This window comes from Halobacillus litoralis (assembly GCF_009856355.1).
Lineage (GTDB): Bacteria > Bacillota > Bacilli > Bacillales > Halobacillaceae > Halobacillus > Halobacillus litoralis_B.
This window is the reverse complement of the sequence record NZ_WMEW01000009.1, coordinates 1-19,297: the sequence shown is the minus strand read 5'-3', so window position 1 is coordinate 19,297 and position 19,297 is coordinate 1. Positions and strand designations below refer to the sequence as shown.

The window sequence follows — 19,297 nt, the reverse complement described above, 5'->3', positions numbered from 1 at the left end:
TGAATGACGAACGATTGTTTTCCGTCGATGGTCGTAGAAAAAGTTCCATCGTTTCCCGGATTCCGATTCATTCCTCCAGCGATAAGATAGAAAGCAAGGAGGAATCGTTATGAAAATAACCGTGATTAGTGGTACACCAAGGAAGCAGGGACGGACGCGGCAGGCAGCGGCAGAGGTGGCGGAAAAGCTGCAGGCCGCTCTGATCGATTTAAGTGAAGAGCCGCTGCCTTTATTTAATGGAACGGAGGAGCAGACCAACCACCCCGCGGTGGAAAAGCTGAGAAAAACAGCAGCAGAATCAGAAGCGTTCGTATGGATTACACCGGAATATCATAACGGCATGAGCGGAGCTTTGAAAAATGCGCTGGAGTTTCTGGACAGCTCCGATTTCAAAGGAAAACCGACCCTTTTGTGTTCGGTCTGCGGGGGCGGAAAAGGCGGCATGAATGCCATCAATCAGATGAGGACGGTCGGTCGAGGGCTTTATGCCATGATTGTTCCGCAGCAGATGGTGTTCGACCCGGAGGATTTCGAGGTGGATGGCGGCTTCATAAGAGAAACCGAGGAACGACTGGACCAGGTCCTTGCTGAATTTCAGCAGTTCTTTCTCGTGAAACAGTGACAAAACGGAGGAAAAGGATGCGTACGTTTACCCGTGTGGAAGAATTAACGATTATGAAAGTGATTGCCGAAACGCTGAACCATTGTAATGACATGCATGAAATGCTGCAGACCGTTCTGGAAAGGCTGTTGAAGCTGACACATTTGGAAGCGGGCTGGATTTTTCTTGTCGACGAGGAACCCCGCTATACGTTGATGGCCGATTACGGCCTGCCGCCGGCGCTCGCAAGAGAGGAAAAAACACCGATGTGTTCGGGCGACTGTCATTGTCTGCACCGCTATTGGAACGGCAGGCTGACAGAGCCGGTCAACATTATCGAATGCAAACGGATCACAGAAGCTGTGAAAAACAAACGTGGCGACACGGAGGGAATCTCCCACCATGCGACGATCCCTCTCGGTGATGGGACGGAATACTTCGGGATATTGAATATTGCAGCTCCTTATAAGGAACATTTTTCAGAGGAGGAGCTGACCCTGATGCAGTCCGTGGCCTATCAGATCGGTACCGCCGTCAAAAGGACGAGGTTGTACCACGAGGAACAACAAAGAGCGGAATTGTATGAAAGACTGAATAAGGTGGTCCGTTCCCTCAACAAAGCGGAAGATATTCCGGCCTTATGTCGAACCGCCGTCATAAAGGGGAGGGATCATTTTGGCTGGAGGGCGGCTGCCATTTACGTGAAGAAAAATGATGCGTACATAAAGGGAGCTTCAATCGGGGGAGATTTTCCACACAGGATGGAGCACAGCCCTGACAAAAGAGCGGAGCCGGAGACAATCGTGCCAATCACCATAAAGGAAGAGACAGTCGGTCTCTTTCACATCATCCCCCAGGGCCCGCAGTCTTTTCCGAAAAAAGAAATAGAGGTCCAGGAGGTGCTCGTCCGCAACCTGGCTCTGGCGGTGGAGAGTCTCACGCTGCAGGAAAAACGCCGCGAAATTCTTCTGCATGAAGAGAGAAAACGGCTCGCAAGGGATCTGCATGATTCAGTCAACCAGAAGCTGTTCTCCCTCTCCCTTACCGCCCGCGGCGTGAAGGAGGTTATTCCTGAGGAACAGCAGGAGCTCCGCTTGATGCTTGAGGATATGCTGCGGCTTTCCCAGGAATCGCAGAAGGAAATGCGTTCATTGATCTGGCAGCTCCGGCCGGTCGGCATTGAAGAAGGCTTGAGTGCCGCCTTGAAAAAATATGCCCTCCATCTCGGCCTTACCTTGGACATTCGTATGGAGAAGGTCCCTGAATGGCCGGGAAGTAAGGAAGAAACGCTGTGGCGGATCGGTCAGGAAGCGCTCAATAACATAAAGAAACACACCGGGGAAACGTCTGCCTCTGTTCACTTTTATGAAACGAAAACAGGGGTAGGGATGGTTGTTTCAGACGAGGGGCCGGGGTTGGAAGCAAACGACCATTCGGAGAACCGAACGCTCGGCCTGACGAGCATGAGGGAGAGAGCGGAAATGGCCGGAGGTTCTTTTTCCATACAAAGCAGGGAGGAAAGAGGAACAGAAGTCCACGTATTTCTCCCTCATCAGGAACACAGGAAGGAGCGGTTGGAATGAGCATCCGGGTTATGCTTGTTGATGACCATTTGATCGTCCTGCGCGGGCTGAAATTCTTTTTGAATACCCAGCAGGATATTGAAGTGGTGGGAGAAGCGGAAAATGGCCGTGCAGCGATCGGGAAAATGGAGGTATGTCACCCTGACGTCATCCTGATGGATTTAATGATGCCGGTGATGGATGGAGTGGAAGCGACTAAGGAGATTCTCAAACAAAACCCGCAAGCGAAAGTCGTCGTTTTGACGAGTTATTCCGATCAGGATCACGTCATCCCGGCGCTTCAGGCAGGGGCGTCCGGCTATCAGTTGAAGGACGTTGATCCGGATGAGCTCGTACGGACCATCCGGGCGGCCCGGCGCGGGGAAAAACTGCTTCATCCGAAGGCCACCCAGCTGCTTCTGACGGAAATGAACCAGGGGAAAACAGGGAGGGGAGTCGAAGCTCCTTTCAAGCTGACGAAACGGGAAAAAGATGTGCTTTATCAAATTACGCTTGGAAAGAGCAACAAGGAGATTTCCGCTGCTTTGTTCATCACAGAAAAAACAGTGAAAACCCATGTGAGCAATTTATTAAGCAAGCTGGACGTCCATGACCGCACACAGGCGGCCATCTATGCGATGAAGGAAAAGCTGTTCGAGGAATCCAGCAGCTGATTCAACTGTCCTCTTTGAAAAGGAGGAATCCTCTTTTTGGAGTCGAATGTACTTAAATAGAATATCCAAAAGGAGGAGAAGCCTTTGAGCCGTCTGGTACATTTTGAAATCCATGTGGATGATATGGAGAGGGCGAAGGAATTTTACAGCCGTGTCTTTGGCTGGACGTACGAGGATTACAGTGAATATGCAGGAATGCCGTATTTCGGAGCTGTAACCGGGGATGCTTCCACTCCGGGCATCAACGGGGCACTCATGCAGCGTCAGGGGCCGGCGCCTGAAAAAGGACAGCCCGTCAACAGCTTTGTCTGTACGATGAATGTCGATAATTTCGACCGCACCGAAGCTTTGATCAAGGAGCAGGGCGGTACCGTCGCTATGCCGAAGTATGCGCTGCCTGGTATGGCCTGGCAGGGGTATTTTCACGACACAGAGGGCAACCTTATCGGCATTCACGAATCGGACGAACAGGCGCAGTAAGAAAACCCCTCTCGAGGGGTTTTTTATTTTGGGGGGGATGGTTAATGATGTGGAATACTAAGCGTTTGGAGATAAGAAGCTACAAAGAAAGCGATTTTGATTTTCTATACAGTATGCTTTCAGACCATAAAATGATGGCTTATATCGGAAATGGTAAGACAAAAACGGAAAGTGAAGCCCTTGAATTCCTGCATTGGATCCATACCCATGAGGAATCAGATCCTGATCTCGGCTTAAAGGTTCTGGTAGAAAAGGAGAGTGAACGTATCGGGCATGCCGGCCTGGTCCCCCAACAGGTTGACGGAAAAGAAGAGGTGGAAATCGGTTATTGGATCATCAACGAGTTCCAAGGACGGGGATATGCAAGGGAGGCGGCAGCTTTTCTACTGAGATATGCGAGGGAGTACCGCGATGAGGAACGATATATCTCCCTTATCCAGCCGGACAATACAGCTTCAGTCAAAATTGCCTGTTCTATAGGTATGCAGAGGTCTAAGCGTCTGCTTATGAACGAGGGAGAGGTGGATGTGTATATGATTACTATAAAATAAAGAAGGATCTAAGTCTCCTTCTTAAGTTAATACTCCCTCTACTTAGATGAGTATAACTATACTGTAAAAAGTATTTGACACCACGATTAGGTTTTATTACCATTTAAGTGTAAAATACTTTTTACAGGAAGCTGAAAGAAAAAAGGTGGGACCGAATTGAAAAACAAGATTAAAACGTTAAGAGAAGAGCTTGGGTTTTCCCAGGGAAGACTTGCAGATCTGTGTAATGTCAGCCGTCAAACGATCAATGCGATAGAAAATAAAAAGTATGACCCCACCTTGAAACTGGCATTTAATATCGCACAACAGCTGGGAACCACTGTTGATCAAGTATTTAAACCATAATCGCAGAAGGGGATGTGTAGGATGAATGTATTTTTGACAAACTTGGTTATTCCGTTTATCTGGCTTGGTATTGTAGGGGTATTGTCCGGCAGTCAAGAATTTATCTTCAAGCCTAAAGAAGATGAACGAAAACAGTGGATTAAACAAAAAGCAGTGATACAAAGCTGGTCAACAATTATTCTGTTCATGCTTGCAAATTTTATCTTCGAATTCTTTGACGTGGGAGATCCCCGCTTGGAGGGTATAAAAACAAATTATCCTGAGTTGTTTTATTTAACGATATTATTCCTGAGTTATTGTGTATTTTATTTTATCAACAGCAGGAAGGTAAGTGCATAGAAGTACGCTTCGTTTGGGTGTCCAGACATGTATAGAAATGATTTATAACTCTTACATAAGGTTGAGAGAGTCAAAGAATGGCGTGGACTTTTGCGGATTAGCAGGTTCCATAAAAAATTTAAGGAGTTATTCCTTACGCGTCGGAAGCCGTAGAACAATTGGCAGGGTATTTATTTGCAGACGTCCGTGTGCACCAGATCCAAGCCACCCTCCACGCAAGGAATATCCCTTCTCAAAAGTTGTGCAAACGAATAGGGATGAGAAGGAAAGCGCATTTCAAACAGGATTACTGGAGTAAGGGGGAGTGAACCGACACGGTGAATTATGGAATGCTCGTGGAGGATTTGCCGCATGGGAAACTCCACTGAAAATTCCACTTTCTTAGTTTTCAAGATAAGGTCCTGGGAACGTTGATGAGCAGGAGAAAAACCTTGATCATTGAAACCTTTCCTGCTCCTTAACGTACTCAAAGAAGGGACTGACATGGAGGAGTGGTCAAAGATGTCTGAAGAGCTTATTTTTCTGTTGATTACTGCATCGATGGTTATTTGGGTTGCCGTTACGATGGAGCTGATGAAGCCAAGACAGCAGATAAACATGCGGAAAATCATTCCCTTACTTACTGCTGGATCTCTAACGACCATCCTAATCACTATGAAGCTTATACAAAACGTGATGAGTTAGGAGAGAGCTGTTGTTCCAGATGTTAACAGGGAACACGTGAACATTGGCTTTTTACATTTGATGATCATAAAGAAGGGCGCCTGGTTAAGGCTGCCCTTCTTTGTCGTTCCATACTCCGGCTGGATTCGATTTGATATGTAGATCGCGCTGCGGAAATGGGATTTCAATATTTTCACGGCTGAAGGCCGCATAAATGCTGAAGTTCAGCTCACTTTTAATCGGAATGAAATCCTCGGGCTTGGATATCCAGACGAACAGCTCAAAGTCGAGGGAGGAATCGCCGAAGCCTTTAAAGTTCACAAACGGATTTGGATCATGAAGGACATACGCATTCGCTTCATGCGCTTCCGCTGCCACCTGCAGAAGGGCGGCTTTTACTTTTTCCACATCGGATCCGTAGGCGACTCCGACCGGAATGGTTAAACGAAGGCGTGGATCGGTAAAGGAGCGGTTAACCACTTTTTCCTCAAGAAAATACGAATTCGGAATGATGATGTGCTCATTTTCGATCGTCCTGACAATCGTCGCCCGCATGCTGATCCTCTGTACATCACCGACGACATCGTCGATGAGGACACGGTCGCCCACTTTAATGGGCCGTTCAAATAGAAGGATCAGACCGGAGATAAAGTTGGAGGCGATGTTCTGCATACCAAAACCAATCCCGACGCCGAGCACTCCTGCAAAGACAGCGAGGGCGCTGAGATCAATGCCGACGGTCGTCAAACTGATGTAAAACGCGACGACCATAATGACATAATGGATGATACGTTCCATCGTAAACCGGGTCCCTTTATCCAGTTGATGCCGGTCATAGAAGAATGGAAAGATGTACCTGTTCAAAATCCGGGAGATCCGGAAGGCGAACGTCAGTATAAGAAGCGCCACGATAATGAGAAAAAGGGTGACATCCACACTTTCTACAGGGATAAGCTCGTAGAACAGCCATTTGGAATCGGCAAAATAAAAAATGATAAAAACGAGGATCCCATTGTAGGAAAACCAATTGATTAAAGATAGAAAAGCTTTTTCCGCACGTGGACGGCTGGAAAACAGGCGTTTAACAAGGCCGGTCAATACCCAGCGCAGCAGGATGACGGCTGTCAGTAAAAGCACGACCGCCAATATATCCTCCCATGACCAGCTTCTCCAAGAGTCCAAAAAACCACCTCACTTCTCACGTTTGTTTGTTCATCCTACTATGTTCTTTACCCTCCGTCAAAAAAGCTAAGCCCCGGACGGTTGTTAAACAAAATCCGCTGTAAATCGACAATGGACGGCCGATATAAAGAAGAGGATGAAAAGAAGAGAGGGAAAAGACATTTGGAAATGACAGGTTCCTATCATACATGGTTAGTAATTTTATCGATTGTTGTCGCTGTGGCTGCTTCCTTCGCTTCCTTGACGATCGTGGAACGGTTGAAAAAAGCAGCAGGCCCGGCGAAATGGAAATGGGTATCGGCTGGAGCGCTTACTCTTGGGGGCGGTATATGGGCGATGCATTTTGTAGCGATGCTTGCTTATGATATTGGCATGCCGGTCCGTTACGATGCGTGGCTTCTGACGTGGAGCATTCTATCCTCAGCCGGCGCCAGTTTTCTGGCCTTTTATTTAATGAGCCGCGGATTGAAAAAGCGGATCGACGCCGCTGTCGGATCGATTTTCATCGGGGTCGGCATCCTTTCTATGCACTTCGTCGGCATGGAAGCCATGGTCATGGAGGCCGGGACCCGGTATGATGTCCTGCTTGTTTCAGCTTCAGCAGTCATTGCCTTTGCATCTTCCTTTACGGCATTAATTGTCTTGAAGGGTTTTATGAATCACCCAAGAAGGCTGCAGCGCTTTAAAATCGGGGCCTCCTTCGTTCTCGGAGCAGGGATCAGCGGAATGCATTATACCGGAATGGCATCGGCAAGCTTTTATCCTGTGGAAACGGCGGCTCCAACAGATCCTTTTATTGATCCGATACCGCTTGGGTATTTGGTGACCGTCGGGGTTTTTCTGTTAATGGGATGGTTTGTGCTTCTTAACCGTTACGATTCAAAAGTGGAAGAGCACAGCAGTCATATGCTGTTTATGGATAACCTGTATCAGTCGATTGTGGAATCGGCGAACGATGCGGTCATCACCATGAACCAGGATGGGAAGATTCTTGCCTGGAATCAGGCGGCGGTCGATACCTTTGGGTTCACCCATAAGGAAGCCGTCGGTCAGTTGATCACTATTGTCATTCCCCCGTCCTTTTACGAGACATATCCGGAAGGAGCTGCCATCTCTTTGAAAAAAGGCGCCGCACGTGTGCTTGGTCAGACTATGGAGATGGAGGGCATGCACGCATCGGGACGAGTGTTTCCGGTGGAACTATCCTTATCCTCCACCGCCAATGACGAGCATACGTACTATACAGGGATCATCCGGGATATTACCGACCGGGTCCAGCAGCAGGAACGAATCAATGAGCTTGTATATAAAGATGAACTGACCCATCTTCCGAACCGGAGAATGCTGAATAATCATATGGAGAACGTACTCATGCAGGCCAGCAAAAACGACGAGGAAGCCGGCGTTTTGTTTCTGGATCTCGATCGTTTTAAACAGATCAACGATGTGTATGGACATAAAACAGGGGATGCCTTATTGAAGCTGGTGACAGAGAGGCTGCAGGCATGCACAGGACCGCACGATTTTACAGCGAGGCAGAGCGGGGATGAATTCATCCTGGTTTTGAGAGAAACAAGTTCCTATAAAGCCGGGATGGCGGCGAGTCAGCTGCTGGACGCTCTCCGGGAGCCCTTTATGATTGATGATGTGGAATTATTCGTAACGCCGTCGATCGGGATCAGTCTCTACCCTCAGGATGGTCAGGAGGCGGAGGAGCTGATTAAATTTGCAGATACGGCGATGTATCAGGCTAAACAGGAGGGCGGTAACCAATATCAATTCTTTACCATGGAGATTAATGAAACCATATCCAGGAAGATGACGCTGGAAACCGGCCTGCGGAAAGCAGCCGCCCTTGGAGAGATTGAGATTTATTACCAGCCTCAGGTCGTCATCGGGACCGGGGATGTAAAAAGCTTTGAAGCACTCGTCCGTTGGAACCACCGGGAGCTGGGGGTTGTCTCCCCGCTTGATTTTATCCCGCTCGCCGAAGAGACGAAGCTGATCATTCCACTTGGGAAATGGATCCTTCATAAAGCCTGTACCCAGTTCAAGGCATGGCTGGATGAAGGACATGACCTCTGTCATATCTCCGTCAACATTTCCGCCGTCCAGTTCGATGACCCGGGCTTTGTAGATTCAGTCAAACAGGTGCTGAACGAAACCGGCCTTGAGCCGCGCTATCTCGATCTTGAGCTGACGGAAAGCGTTGTACAGAATCCTCAGACAGCAATTCCTTTTATGCATGAGCTGAAAGCGATGGGGATAAAAATTTCCCTCGATGATTTCGGCACCGGGTATTCCTCCTTGAACTATTTGAAGGACTTCCCCCTTGATACATTGAAGATTGATAAGTCATTCATTCAGACGATCCATCAAAGTCCAAAAGATATGGCGGTTGTCGATACGATTATCCATATGGCTCTCAACCTGAATTTGAATGTCATCGCAGAGGGTGTGGAAACCCCGTCCCAGCTGGATTATTTAGTGTCGAGGAAATGTCACCAATACCAGGGGTACCTGTGCAGTGCCCCGGTACCGCATGACCAGATTTCCACCCGGTTTTTTCAGCCGGTGAAAGGAGCACCCCTGACATAAAAAAGGCTGTCGAGAACGATCTCGACAGCCTGGAACTCTCTTTCCTTCTGGAAGGGGAGTTTTTAGTTTTCTTTTAAGGCTTCCACCATTTTCTCAGCCGCTTTTTCACTGGACATCGGATTCTGACCGGTCACCAGGTTGCCGTCGCGGACCGCATACGCACTCCAGTCATCGCCTTTGGAAAATTCGCCGCCTTTGTTGCGCAGTTCTGTTTCCAGCATGAACGGCATATGCACATCAAGGCCCATACCGATTTCTTCGGAGTCTGTGAAGCCGGTCACTTTTCTGCCGCTGACAATCGGTGTGCCGTTTTCATAGGTCGCGTTAACAAGACCACTTGGACCGTGGCAGACAGAGCCGATGACGTTGTTCTGTTCCGCATGCTGCTGCAGAACATATTGAAGCGTTTCGTTTTCAGGGAAATCGAACATCGTGCCGTGTCCGCCTGGAAGGAAAATACCGTCAAATCCGTTGGCATCTTCTTTGGAAAGCTTCGCTGTATCCTTCAGCTGCTCCTGCGCTTCCGCCCATTCCTTCACTTCTTCTTCAGGGATACTGTTTGGATCCAGTGGAACCTCGCCGCCCTGGATGCTTGTTACTTTAACATCATAGCCCTGCTCTTTGAAAGCGTTATAAGGAACGGCATATTCCTCAAGCCACAGGCCGGTTTTATGATCGTCTGTAATTTTTGTATGATTGGTTACTACCATTAGAACTTTTTTGCTCATGATGGTACCTCCTAAATAAGTGATGTTACACGATTAGTTATACATGATGAACAACAGGAACGGAAATAGTTTGCTCAACCCTTACACATTTACTCGTCTGCTATACTTGAATGTGGAAAACAAGGGAAAATAAGGAGGGTGTTGGATGAGGAAGGTGGAGGTTGTTGCTTATGACCGGAACTGGCCTTGTTTATTTGAGCAGGAACGATGGCGGTTGGAAAAGATCTTCGGATCGGTACTCGTTGAGGTCCATCATATCGGCAGTACAGCCGTTCCCGGACTTGCTGCCAAGCCTGTCATCGATCTTCTTCCCGTGGTCAGCGATCTGACTGCAGTGGATGCGCTGACGGCGGAGATGGTAGAGGCCGGTTATGAAGCCAAAGGTGAAAACGGCCTGCCTGGACGACGTTTTTTTCAAAAGGGTGGGGAGAACCGAACTCATCACGTTCACGTATTTGAAGCAGGGAGTCCTGAAATCAAACGTCATCTCGTGTTCCGGGATTATCTGCGTACACATGACGAGGAGCGGGGTGCTTATGGTCGGTTGAAGACCCAGCTGGCGGAGGAGCATCCTTATGATATGGACGCGTATATAAAAGGGAAGCATAGGTGTGTCCGCCGGCTTGAACAAGCGGCATGGGTTTGGTCTCGTCCATGAATGAGAATCACCCCAGCGCACATGCTGAATAGGGAACTATCTATCCAAAGAACTGCTTCCTTGGGGCTGTTTTGTGGAAATCTTCAGTTAATTATTATAATATTCTGTAATTTTTGGTAAAGTGTAGAGGATTCCATTCTCAAGGAGGGAAGGTATACATATGAAAAGAGGGTCCCAAACTGCTGTCCTGTTGTTGATGAGTCTCGTCTTGTTTTTTCCATTTCAGCCTGTAAAGACAGAAGTAACCGCTTCTCTGGATCATGAAAAACTGGTCGATCAGATGAACCTGCTGTTGAGCGATGAAAAATTGGATGGTGCGTTAAGTGGTATCAGCATCCGTGCTGCTGATACCGGGGAAGTGCTGTATGAACACGACGCCCATGACCGGTTGAAGCCGGCGTCCAACATGAAGCTCTTGACCGGTGCGGCTGCTATGGATACGCTCGGGATTGATTACACGTTTGATACCGAAGTGTTTTCAGAAGGAAAAGTGAGGGGCGGGAACCTTCATGGCGACCTTTATTTAAAAGGAAACGGAGATCCGACACTGCTGTACGAGGATTTTCAGGATCTTGCCCAACAGGTGAAGGACAGCGGGATCAAGAGGGTCAAAGGAACCTTGATTGCGGATGACACGTGGTATGATGATATCCGCCTGTCGGAGGACATTTCCTGGAATGATGAAAGCCGGTACTATGCCTCTCAGATTTCCGCCCTGACTGCCGCTCCGAACGAAGACTATGATGCCGGCACAGTCATTGTCGCTGCCTACCCAGCGGAGAAGGAAGGGGAAGAGGCCGTTGTCGAAGTGACACCGGAAACCGACCACGTTAAGATTACCAATCAAACGAAGACGGTAGCGGAAGACGGTGAGAAGGATGTCACGATTGAACGGAAACACGGCACCAATGAGATTATCGTTGAAGGGACCATTCCGCTTGAAGGCAGCCGTTCCCGCTCCTGGGTGGCGGTCGATGAGCCGTCCGGACTTGCGCTCGACCTTTTTCGAAGAGCATTGGAGGAAGCCGGCATAAAGATGAAAGGAAAGGTGACGTACGCTGAAACGCCGGAGAAAGCCGACCTTGTTGCATCCCATACATCGATGCCGCTTGAGGATTTGTTCAACCCGTTCATGAAGCTGAGTAATAACGGTCACGCTGAGGTATTGATCAAGGAAATGGGGCGGGTCGTTCACGATGAAGGCAGCTGGGATAAAGGGCTGGATGTCGTAGAAGAGTATTTGGAGACGATTGATGTGGGTGCAGATACGATGCGGCTGCGCGATGGCTCCGGCATGTCTCATGTCAACATGGTCCCGGCTGATGAAATTTCCGAACTCTTATATCACGTCCAGGAGGAACCATGGTATGAGGCATTCTATGCATCGCTTCCTGTGGCAGGGGACGAAGAACGTTTCGTTGGTGGGACATTAAGGAACCGGATGCAGGATACAGCGGCTGAAGGAAATGTCCACGCCAAGACAGGGTCCTTGACTGGAGTGACCTCGCTTTCCGGCTATGTGACGACGAAGGATGGAGAGGAATTGATTTTCTCCATTCTATTGAATAACTATTTAGGTTCCGTGCAGGAAATTGAGGATAAGCTGGCCGTAACCCTTGCCGAATATGAGGAGTAAACGACTAGAGAGGCCGTCGGAATAGTTTCCGGCGGCCTCTCTTTTTAATCGCTGGGCGGAATGAGGAGGATGGGAGCCTTTTTCTCCATCCAAAGACGTAGAAAACATCAGCCTGTTCCCTGATGTGATGGTTTCCTTTTGTCTTTACCATAAAGATATCGCCAGCTGAAGCTCCTGCATGGTTGAATTTGAATAAGGGAAGGCAGCTGTTTTCTGGCGGAACGGCGGTGGTCGATTCGGTAACAGCCGTGCGGGGAGGAAGAGGGAAAGTGTTGGAGGATGAAAAGGACCTTGTAACAGTAAGGGAGTTGGAAGGGGGATTGTAAATGGAAAAGATGCTGGATTTGTGGCTGGATGAAAAAGAGAAATACGGAATTGCCAAAATGACTCACCATGTTTTCGGTGTTTCCTATCATCCGCTCCGCCGCATAGGAAATGGAAAGTACACCGTCATTAATCAACTCTGGTATACGACGTATAACGGTGCCAGGCAGTATTTCCGTCAGTTCACGAACAATGATTTTGCATCCGGCCGGATGAGAAAAGCAGGACACGGAAATGTACGGATGAAAAATGGCCGCATCCGATTTCCTGCCTGATTGGTGAAACGTTTCTCCTGATTCACCGTATTAGAGGTGAACGTCTCAACAAAGAGAGGGAGGAATGACTTACGCATACGTTTGCGAAAAGTAGAGGGGAAAGACACTGCTCTTTACCATCAATAGAGAAATGATATGGACGTGATGAAGACGACCCAGCCCCGCCTCGATGCCCACACCTATGAAAGCACCGAACAATTCATCAGGATGATCACCACCTCAGACACATCGAAAAGCTGCATGATTAAAGATAGAGAGACATCAGAGGCCGTCGGAATCACTCCGCTCAATAAAAACAGGCATGCTTTTAATGGACGCGCAGTCCGGTTGTATGAGCATACAGGCTTTATAACAGAACGCCGCCGTTATGAAACAGATCGTGGAACGACCAGCTTCTCATGGCCCTTTTTCAAACCGATTACCTAAACAGGAGTTGAATGCAGTGCCGAAACTATGGATCCACCTGGAAGGGTTCCTCATCTTCATTCTGTCCTTGTATTTCTACATGACCACCGGCTATTCACTCTGGCTGTTTTTTCTTCTGCTTCTCGTTCCGGATGTGTTTATGCTCGGTTACATCATCAATGCCAGGGCGGGTGCTGTTATTTACAACATCGGTCACACCTATGTGCTGCCGGGACTTGTACTGTTCTCCAGTCTATATTTCCAGTGGGAGCTTATACATGCGCTTGCACTGATCTGGACGGCTCACATTGGAATGGATCGAACCATCGGCTACGGTTTAAAGTATGGGACAGATTTTAAACATACCCATCAACAGAGAATTTAGGAGGAAAACGATGATTACAATAAGAAACGCCATAATGAGCGACGCTGCCGGCATCCGCGAGGTCTGCATCAAAGGAAATCAGGACGCGTACGCATCGATTTACAGCGGGGATTACTTACAGACCGTCATCGATGAATTTTATAACCTGGACCGTATTAAAAAGGAGATTATTCCATCAGGACGGGGCTGGAGCGGCTACTTAACCGCTCTTCAACACGATAGAGTGGTCGGTGCGATTGGAGGCGGGATGATCGGTGAGAAGGCCGGCGAAATCTATGTCCTCTATCTCGATCCGGATTACAGAGGCCGGGGAATCGGTACAAAGCTGCTGGAAGCCTTGACGAAGCAGCAGAAGGAGCTTTATGGAGCGGAGGAGCAATGGGTATCGGTGCAGAAAGGCAACGAGAAGGGCATTCCTTTTTATGAAGCGAGAGGATTTGTTTTTCAAAAGGACCAGCCGGGTTATGGGGAAAGTAAGGAGGCTGCTTCATATATTTCTCTCCGTTACAAGCGGAGGCTTCTGTCTTAGAGAAAAGGTTCTGTTGAAGCTGAATATGGGGATTTATCTCGAAGCTGAGTCTTTCGCTGAAGGGCAGGTTAGTTGAAGACTCAGTCTCGAGATAATAGGCCGTTTTGAAACTAAATTGGATTGATATCGTATGTGTAATAAGGAATCTTCAATAGGGGAGTAACGGTGGATTTAATATCGAGTTAATTATAACTATTTTATCGATAATATCAGTGCCTGTATTTCTTATCTATTGGGATTATGATTGGGGAACTGATGAGAACGATAATGAAGGTGGATTTCTCTAAGTTGAGATGAATGTCTTGAATAAGGGGTGTGTGAGTGGAAAAAAATGAAAAAATAAAAAAGCAGGTAAAAAAAGAAGAAGAAATTATAGGATTATTCTCTTTATTTATTGTCCTCGCTGTAGCTTTTGGAGGAGGAGAAACCTTATATGCAGGTTTATCAATAATAGGGATATTGTTTATAAAGTTTCTTATTGATTTCTCTAATAAAAACAGGAGAGAATATAAGTTGCATAAAAGAGCTTTTAACAATCTCTCTGCTGTTACTTTGGTAATTATTGTGATATTAGCATTTAGGTTGTTGTTTTAATTATCTCTGGATTGAGTCTTCACCTATAGGGGGTCATTCCTTAATAAAAGAATTGTTTCCCATATTACGTGAAAGCTCATTTTCTAAAAGTATTGAGTTACATACAATATTTTGGAATAATTTACATAACGGGGAGGGGTAGTGTGAGAAGGAAATTAGGAATAATTTCTACTGTGCTATTTTTAGTAAGCCTAGCTGCATACATAACGACGCTCTCGGGGAATGATGCTTTTCTTTTTGCAGGTGTAGTGATTGCTGTATTAGGATTGGTATTTGCCATGCTCTCAGAAAAAGGAACATACAGAAAGATCGGATTCATGGGCAATGGATTGATTCTTTTAGTGTCCATAATTATACCTTTTATAGTTACTACATTTTTTTGGAACACACCCTAAATACGGAGGGGAAGAAGATACTATTTTGACTTCAAGTGTTCCGTAAACGGGTGCGTTTACTTAATAGCGTGCCCCCTTGTTACATAATGAAAACAGGTCCTATTTCAAGACCAGCCAATCGAAATGACGAGAGTTATGTATAAGTACGTCATAAAGGAGAGATGAAACTAATGAAGCATTTAATAGGTTTGTATGTTGTTATGGCAACGATGGTATTTGTTACTTTAACAAGTGAATATATTTTCAAAGGTGATTTTTCAGCTATTGCAAGTTGGTTCATAACTATGTTATTTCTTCTTGGAACTATATTTTTTGTGAATGCAAGGTATTTTTTATCTGAAAAGTAAAACGGTGAGTAAGTTAAATGCTTACTAAAAGATATCTTGAAACCAACTCTTTCGCTAATGGGGGCGATTGCTTAATAGAGCATTAGCCCTTTATTAAATAAGCACAAGGAATATGAGGGAATTAATCTTAACTGACGGAGCAGGTTAGTGGAAGAAGAAAAGTTACTATTTATAAGGTATTAGTTGTATTTTTTAAAATTAGATGTGCGTAGTTTGATGGGGAGGTAAAATGAGGAAATTCATAGAAAAAATAATTTATTTTGTGTTCACAATTTTAATTTTTGTGGTGTTATGGAAAGTTACAGGTGAAGTTTGGGAGGAATTTGTTCCTTTGAATTATAAAACAAATTTAATAGGACTTATTTTTGTATCACCTATAATAATTATACTTTCATTTGTGTTATCCAGTTTGACTTTTCATTTTATTAGGAAATCTGGATAAAGGTTTGTTATTGCATTAACGGGTGCTAAAGTAAAAAAACAGTGAGAGATATCTCGGATTCGAGACATCCGTTAACGGGGGCAATTATTCAATAAGAATATTCTTCTGTATAAGATTTAAGTAGTACGAGGAGAAGAATGTAAAGAAGAGGTGATTTTCAATATTTATAAGCATTTTCTTCTTATTAATGGGTGTTTGGGGGATATCTTCACCATATTCCTGGTGGTTAATCGGAGAAAGTTGGAAATCAAAGCGTGCAGATGGACCTTCTACATTTTTTATTTGGTCTACAAGAATCATCGGGATAGTTTTTGTTTTAATAGGAATTAGCGGAATTGTAGGTACCCTAATTTCACCTATCTGATAAATTAAGTAATAGAACTTCAATGGTTTATCTCAATTTCGAGTCTTACGTATACCAGCTAATAGAAGGTCAATAGGTAAGGGTAAAAAAGATGAATCAGACATGGTACAATAAAAATGAACATACTAAATAAACTTCAACAGTATCGATTTGAAGCATTTTCTATATAAGTAATTTATTGGTTTTTTCTAAATCACATAAGCCTTTTTACTTTTTAAGATGGCATAGATCCAATGAATGAGCTTGTTTGCACAAGCAATAATCGCCACTTTATGGGGCTTACCTTCTTCGCGTTTCTTATCGTAATAAGCTCTTAGTTTTGGATTGCGATTCTTGGTTATTCCGCATTGGACTGCGTTATATAGACTCTTGCGAAGGCTAGACGATCCGCGCTTTGTAATTCGGTTAATGGTTGCTTTAAACTGTCCCGATTCATGGACACTTGGGTCAATCCCCGCGTAGGCAACAAGCTTCTTAGGGTGGTTAAACTGATCAATATCCCCAATCTCGGATAGGATTGTTGCCGCAATCTTTCCACCAATACCGGGAATTGATCGGATAATTTTATATTCATCAAATTCTTCAGCCAGGGCATCTATCTCTTTCAGTAGCTTCGATAGGTGCCTTTGGTATTGGAGAAGAAGTTGAATGAACATCGTTAAACTCACCACATGACTCGAGTATAGATTCCGCTTGAAAGGATCTCGTCCTGCTGCCTCTTTGAGTTGGTGAGCTTTATCTAGTGCCCATCCATAAGAGCGTTTAACTCCTTGTTGGAGGATGACTTCAGCGATCTTTTCCTTCGTTTCCTCCCGAACACCTTGAGGTGTTTGATAGTGGAGTAACGTTCGTAAGGAGGTCGGTGAATAAAGAGATCCAAAGACCGTCTTATATTCCGGAAACACTTGATCCAATACCGTTTGGAACTGAAGTTTAATTTGTAGATAAGTGCCCGTTAGAGCGTCATGTTGACGGGTTAGATTCCTCAAATTCATGATTTTGACAGCCTTCTTTTTGAAAGGTTGAAGGTCATCATATAGATAATACAATTCCCCTAAACGAAAGGCATCAATGGCGTCCGTCTTTACTTTCCTTAGGCTCATTTTTTTAGCTTCATGAGATAGAACCGGATTCACCAAGTAATAGACAATTTGATGCTCTTCTAAGAACTGTAAAACGGGTTCATGGTAATGACCGGTAGATTCAAAAACGACGACCGGAGGTCGCCCTGTGATTTCTTCCACCTCTAACCAAAAGCGATGAAAATCATGTAACCCTAAAACATTATGCTCGAAAACAAAGCTCTTCTTGTAAGGATCTTTCTTCTGTAAAAAGGCTTGTACTTGGCTTTTTCCCTTCGCAATATCCAGGCCAATGACTGGATCCATGTTTTATCACGTCCTTTTGTTAGATTCACCGGCAGCCCCTAACCTAGCTTGTAGTGTCATAGCTTCGCTTGTTATACGGGATCTAAGTCCCAACCAGCCTCAAACATGTTTCTACAAGTAGGGGGTGGACAGTATACTAGACGGGATCAGAGTCCCACGGGGGCGAACGTCCTACCCGGCTACTTAAAGAATAACCCATAAAAAATAGGTCAACCAGATAAACTGGTTAACCTTATAATACGAACGGGGGCGATTGTTCAATTAGAACAATCGCTTCTTTTTGGTTAACGGGCAGATTAATAGAAGAATTGGAGTCGATATAATACCAAATCTTTTATGCTAAAACTATTAGATATTCCATACGTCTCTGGTCCTATACATTTTTATGTCCAGGGTCAGACGAAATATCATTCCAACCTATGTTACATTCTTATCAGCAATAAATCATGATTATATGGAGTTGAAAGATAATGAGAAAGAGTTTATACATTCTAATAGGAATTATCGTCCTGCTAGGAGCATTGATTGCATGGTTCAGCCGTGGAGGAAGTGATACAGTATATAAAGAAGCCCCTGTGTCAAAACAATCAGCCGCCTATGAACCGGAAGTTCTCTGGCCAAAGAGTGACGAAGATAAAAAGATTGCCGGGGAGGCGAGTGGCGTCGCAGTAAGCAGTAAAGGAGATATCTACTACTTACATCGGGGCAGTTCTGAATATGGCGGTGAAAGTCTAATCAAGGAACCAGCACTTATCGTCATAGATGGAGATACAAAAAAAGTTAAAGCCCGCTGGGGAAAGAATATATTTGCATCTCCTCATGGCCTCGAGATTGATCATGAAGACAATGTGTGGATTACGGATATCATCCAAAACAAAGTGTACAAGTTTACAGCAGACGGTCGTTTACAGGCTACATTTGGTGATGATTATCCATTTTATATGGAACCTGCTTTACGAATACGGAATGTGCTGCACAATTTTCCGACCGGAATCACGAAATATACGTTTGCGAGGCCGACGGATGTAACTGTCATGAATGATGGGTCTTTTGTTGTCAGCGATGGTTACCGTAATCGACGGATTGTAAAATTTGGTGCTAATGGACAATTCTTGTGGGAAAAGAATAACTTGGGGGACCGTCCTGGTGAATTTAATCTTCCCCATGGAATTTCTCACGATCAGAAAGGGAATTTATATGTAGCGGACAGAAACAATGCACGAATTCAGGTGTTTTCACAGGATGGTGAATTCTTGAATGAGTGGGGTCAGCAGGAGCTGGGACGCCCTTTCGGTGTAGAAGTTGGGGATAACGGTAACGTCTATGTAGCAGATGGCGGAAATGCTCTTTATCCAAAAGGTGGAATAGGTTCTCATCAAATATTGGTCGTGAATCAAAGCGGTAAGATTATCAATCGGTTTGGTAGTTGGGGTTCCAAGGATGGAGAATTGAAAATCCCTCATGATATCGCCGTGAATCAAGAGGGGGATATCTTTGTGGCAGAACTCGAGAATCATCGGTTGCAGATGTATAAGGAAAAATAGATAAACATGAAGAAGGTCGTGTGCTTAGCAGGCCTTCTTTTTTTAAAGGTAATAAAAAGGCTAGCAATATTTTTAGAGTGATTAAAAAGATGCTTTTATTTTGAAATCGAGTATTAAACAAACGGGGACGCGCGACAAGTTCTGCTATAAGCGCTTTTTCAGCGTGAAAGGCAGGAAGTTTATTTGTTTAAATTTCAACTGTACAACGGAGGATGGGAATGAAGGATCCATGTTTCCTGAAACCATCCCGTCAACACTCCTGCATGCGTTAAGACGGACAGGTCTTAG

The 19,297-nt window shown here is 45.5% G+C and carries 24 protein-coding genes and 1 pseudogene; 22 read left to right on the top strand and 3 right to left on the bottom strand.

The window, feature by feature from the left end; genetic code table 11:
- The first annotated feature begins 109 nt into the window (after positions 1 to 109).
- The 9 genes and pseudogenes from GLV97_RS13180 (at position 110) to GLV97_RS13140 (ending at position 5,236) form a co-directional block, all read left to right on the top strand.
- Positions 110 to 622, top strand: a complete 513-nt coding sequence (locus GLV97_RS13180; RefSeq protein WP_160889831.1) for an NADPH-dependent FMN reductase — start codon at positions 110 to 112, stop codon at positions 620 to 622.
- Positions 623 to 639: 17 nt separating this feature from the next.
- Entirely contained in the window at positions 640 to 2,184 is a 1,545-nt protein-coding gene (locus tag GLV97_RS13175; protein ID WP_160889830.1) for a GAF domain-containing sensor histidine kinase, read from the top strand.
- Entirely contained in the window at positions 2,181 to 2,837 is a 657-nt protein-coding gene (locus tag GLV97_RS13170) for a response regulator (RefSeq protein ID WP_160889829.1), read from the top strand. Before GLV97_RS13175 ends, GLV97_RS13170 begins: the two co-directional genes overlap by 4 nt.
- Positions 2,838 to 2,921: 84 nt before the next feature.
- Positions 2,922 to 3,317: a VOC family protein gene (locus GLV97_RS13165; RefSeq protein WP_160835055.1), complete on the top strand. Its 396-nt coding sequence runs from the start codon at positions 2,922 to 2,924 to the stop codon at positions 3,315 to 3,317.
- 44 nt (positions 3,318 to 3,361) lie between these two features.
- A complete protein-coding gene (locus tag GLV97_RS13160) occupies positions 3,362 to 3,868 on the top strand; it encodes a GNAT family N-acetyltransferase (RefSeq protein ID WP_160889828.1) in 507 nt (168 codons plus the stop codon).
- A 156-nt stretch (positions 3,869 to 4,024) separates the two neighbouring features.
- Complete coding sequence (locus tag GLV97_RS13155; protein ID WP_160889827.1) at positions 4,025 to 4,213, top strand: helix-turn-helix transcriptional regulator; 189 nt, start codon at positions 4,025 to 4,027, stop codon at positions 4,211 to 4,213.
- Between the two features lie 21 nt (positions 4,214 to 4,234).
- Entirely contained in the window at positions 4,235 to 4,552 is a 318-nt protein-coding gene (locus GLV97_RS13150) for a hypothetical protein (RefSeq protein WP_160889826.1), read from the top strand.
- Between the two features lie 137 nt (positions 4,553 to 4,689).
- Positions 4,690 to 4,860 (top strand): annotated as a pseudogene (locus GLV97_RS13145) (GNAT family N-acetyltransferase); the annotation flags it as partial.
- A gap of 193 nt (positions 4,861 to 5,053) precedes the next feature.
- Positions 5,054 to 5,236, top strand: coding sequence for a hypothetical protein (locus GLV97_RS13140; RefSeq protein WP_160889825.1), 183 nt, complete (start codon positions 5,054 to 5,056; stop codon positions 5,234 to 5,236).
- An 84-nt stretch (positions 5,237 to 5,320) separates the two neighbouring features.
- Here the strand turns inward: GLV97_RS13140 and GLV97_RS13135 are convergent, their stop codons facing one another.
- On the bottom strand, positions 5,321 to 6,352 hold the full coding sequence (locus GLV97_RS13135) for a mechanosensitive ion channel family protein (protein ID WP_337194109.1): 1,032 nt from the start codon (positions 6,350 to 6,352) through the stop codon (positions 5,321 to 5,323).
- A 213-nt stretch (positions 6,353 to 6,565) separates the two neighbouring features.
- Here GLV97_RS13135 and GLV97_RS13130 point away from each other — a divergent pair, with 213 nt between their 5' ends.
- Positions 6,566 to 8,995, top strand: a complete 2,430-nt coding sequence (locus GLV97_RS13130) for a bifunctional diguanylate cyclase/phosphodiesterase (protein WP_237418620.1) — start codon at positions 6,566 to 6,568, stop codon at positions 8,993 to 8,995.
- Between the two features lie 62 nt (positions 8,996 to 9,057).
- Here the strand turns inward: GLV97_RS13130 and GLV97_RS13125 are convergent, their stop codons facing one another.
- Positions 9,058 to 9,723, bottom strand: coding sequence for a type 1 glutamine amidotransferase domain-containing protein (locus GLV97_RS13125; protein WP_160841543.1), 666 nt, complete (start codon positions 9,721 to 9,723; stop codon positions 9,058 to 9,060).
- 145 nt (positions 9,724 to 9,868) lie between these two features.
- Here GLV97_RS13125 and GLV97_RS13120 point away from each other — a divergent pair, with 145 nt between their 5' ends.
- From GLV97_RS13120 to GLV97_RS20355, 10 genes are all read left to right on the top strand, one after another.
- Positions 9,869 to 10,381, top strand: coding sequence for a GrpB family protein (locus GLV97_RS13120; protein ID WP_160889822.1), 513 nt, complete (start codon positions 9,869 to 9,871; stop codon positions 10,379 to 10,381).
- A gap of 160 nt (positions 10,382 to 10,541) precedes the next feature.
- Entirely contained in the window at positions 10,542 to 12,017 is a 1,476-nt protein-coding gene (dacB, locus tag GLV97_RS13115) for a D-alanyl-D-alanine carboxypeptidase/D-alanyl-D-alanine endopeptidase (protein ID WP_160889821.1), read from the top strand.
- A gap of 326 nt (positions 12,018 to 12,343) precedes the next feature.
- Positions 12,344 to 12,616 (top strand): hypothetical protein, encoded by a 273-nt coding sequence (locus GLV97_RS13110; protein WP_160835069.1) that lies wholly within the window; start codon positions 12,344 to 12,346, stop codon positions 12,614 to 12,616.
- A 135-nt stretch (positions 12,617 to 12,751) separates the two neighbouring features.
- Positions 12,752 to 13,042 carry a hypothetical protein gene (locus GLV97_RS13105; RefSeq protein WP_160841539.1) on the top strand — a complete coding sequence of 97 codons (291 nt, stop codon included), beginning with the start codon at positions 12,752 to 12,754 and terminating at the stop codon, positions 13,040 to 13,042.
- A gap of 16 nt (positions 13,043 to 13,058) precedes the next feature.
- A complete protein-coding gene (locus GLV97_RS13100; protein WP_160841538.1) occupies positions 13,059 to 13,406 on the top strand; it encodes a DUF4260 family protein in 348 nt (115 codons plus the stop codon).
- A 10-nt stretch (positions 13,407 to 13,416) separates the two neighbouring features.
- A complete protein-coding gene (locus GLV97_RS13095) occupies positions 13,417 to 13,935 on the top strand; it encodes a GNAT family N-acetyltransferase (protein ID WP_160889820.1) in 519 nt (172 codons plus the stop codon).
- A 321-nt stretch (positions 13,936 to 14,256) separates the two neighbouring features.
- A complete protein-coding gene (locus tag GLV97_RS13090; protein ID WP_160835073.1) occupies positions 14,257 to 14,529 on the top strand; it encodes a hypothetical protein in 273 nt (90 codons plus the stop codon).
- Between the two features lie 143 nt (positions 14,530 to 14,672).
- Positions 14,673 to 14,924: a hypothetical protein gene (locus tag GLV97_RS13085; RefSeq protein ID WP_160835074.1), complete on the top strand. Its 252-nt coding sequence runs from the start codon at positions 14,673 to 14,675 to the stop codon at positions 14,922 to 14,924.
- Positions 14,925 to 15,094: 170 nt separating this feature from the next.
- A complete protein-coding gene (locus GLV97_RS19820; protein ID WP_202410643.1) occupies positions 15,095 to 15,271 on the top strand; it encodes a hypothetical protein in 177 nt (58 codons plus the stop codon).
- A gap of 602 nt (positions 15,272 to 15,873) precedes the next feature.
- Complete coding sequence (locus GLV97_RS20355) at positions 15,874 to 16,077, top strand: DUF6199 family natural product biosynthesis protein (protein ID WP_423784972.1); 204 nt, start codon at positions 15,874 to 15,876, stop codon at positions 16,075 to 16,077.
- 188 nt (positions 16,078 to 16,265) lie between these two features.
- On the opposite strand, the gene GLV97_RS13080 is transcribed toward GLV97_RS20355, so the two are convergent.
- Positions 16,266 to 17,465: an IS110 family transposase gene (locus GLV97_RS13080; RefSeq protein WP_160889819.1), complete on the bottom strand. Its 1,200-nt coding sequence runs from the start codon at positions 17,463 to 17,465 to the stop codon at positions 16,266 to 16,268.
- Between the two features lie 470 nt (positions 17,466 to 17,935).
- Between GLV97_RS13080 and GLV97_RS13075 the strand changes: the two genes are divergently transcribed.
- The gene (locus GLV97_RS13075) at positions 17,936 to 19,009 is read left to right on the top strand and encodes a peptidyl-alpha-hydroxyglycine alpha-amidating lyase family protein (RefSeq protein WP_160842210.1); all 1,074 of its coding nucleotides are present in this window, start codon (positions 17,936 to 17,938) and stop codon (positions 19,007 to 19,009) included.
- 100 nt (positions 19,010 to 19,109) lie between these two features.
- A partial coding sequence (locus tag GLV97_RS20010) for a hypothetical protein (RefSeq protein WP_237418616.1) occupies positions 19,110 to 19,297 on the top strand: 188 nt, incomplete at its 3' end.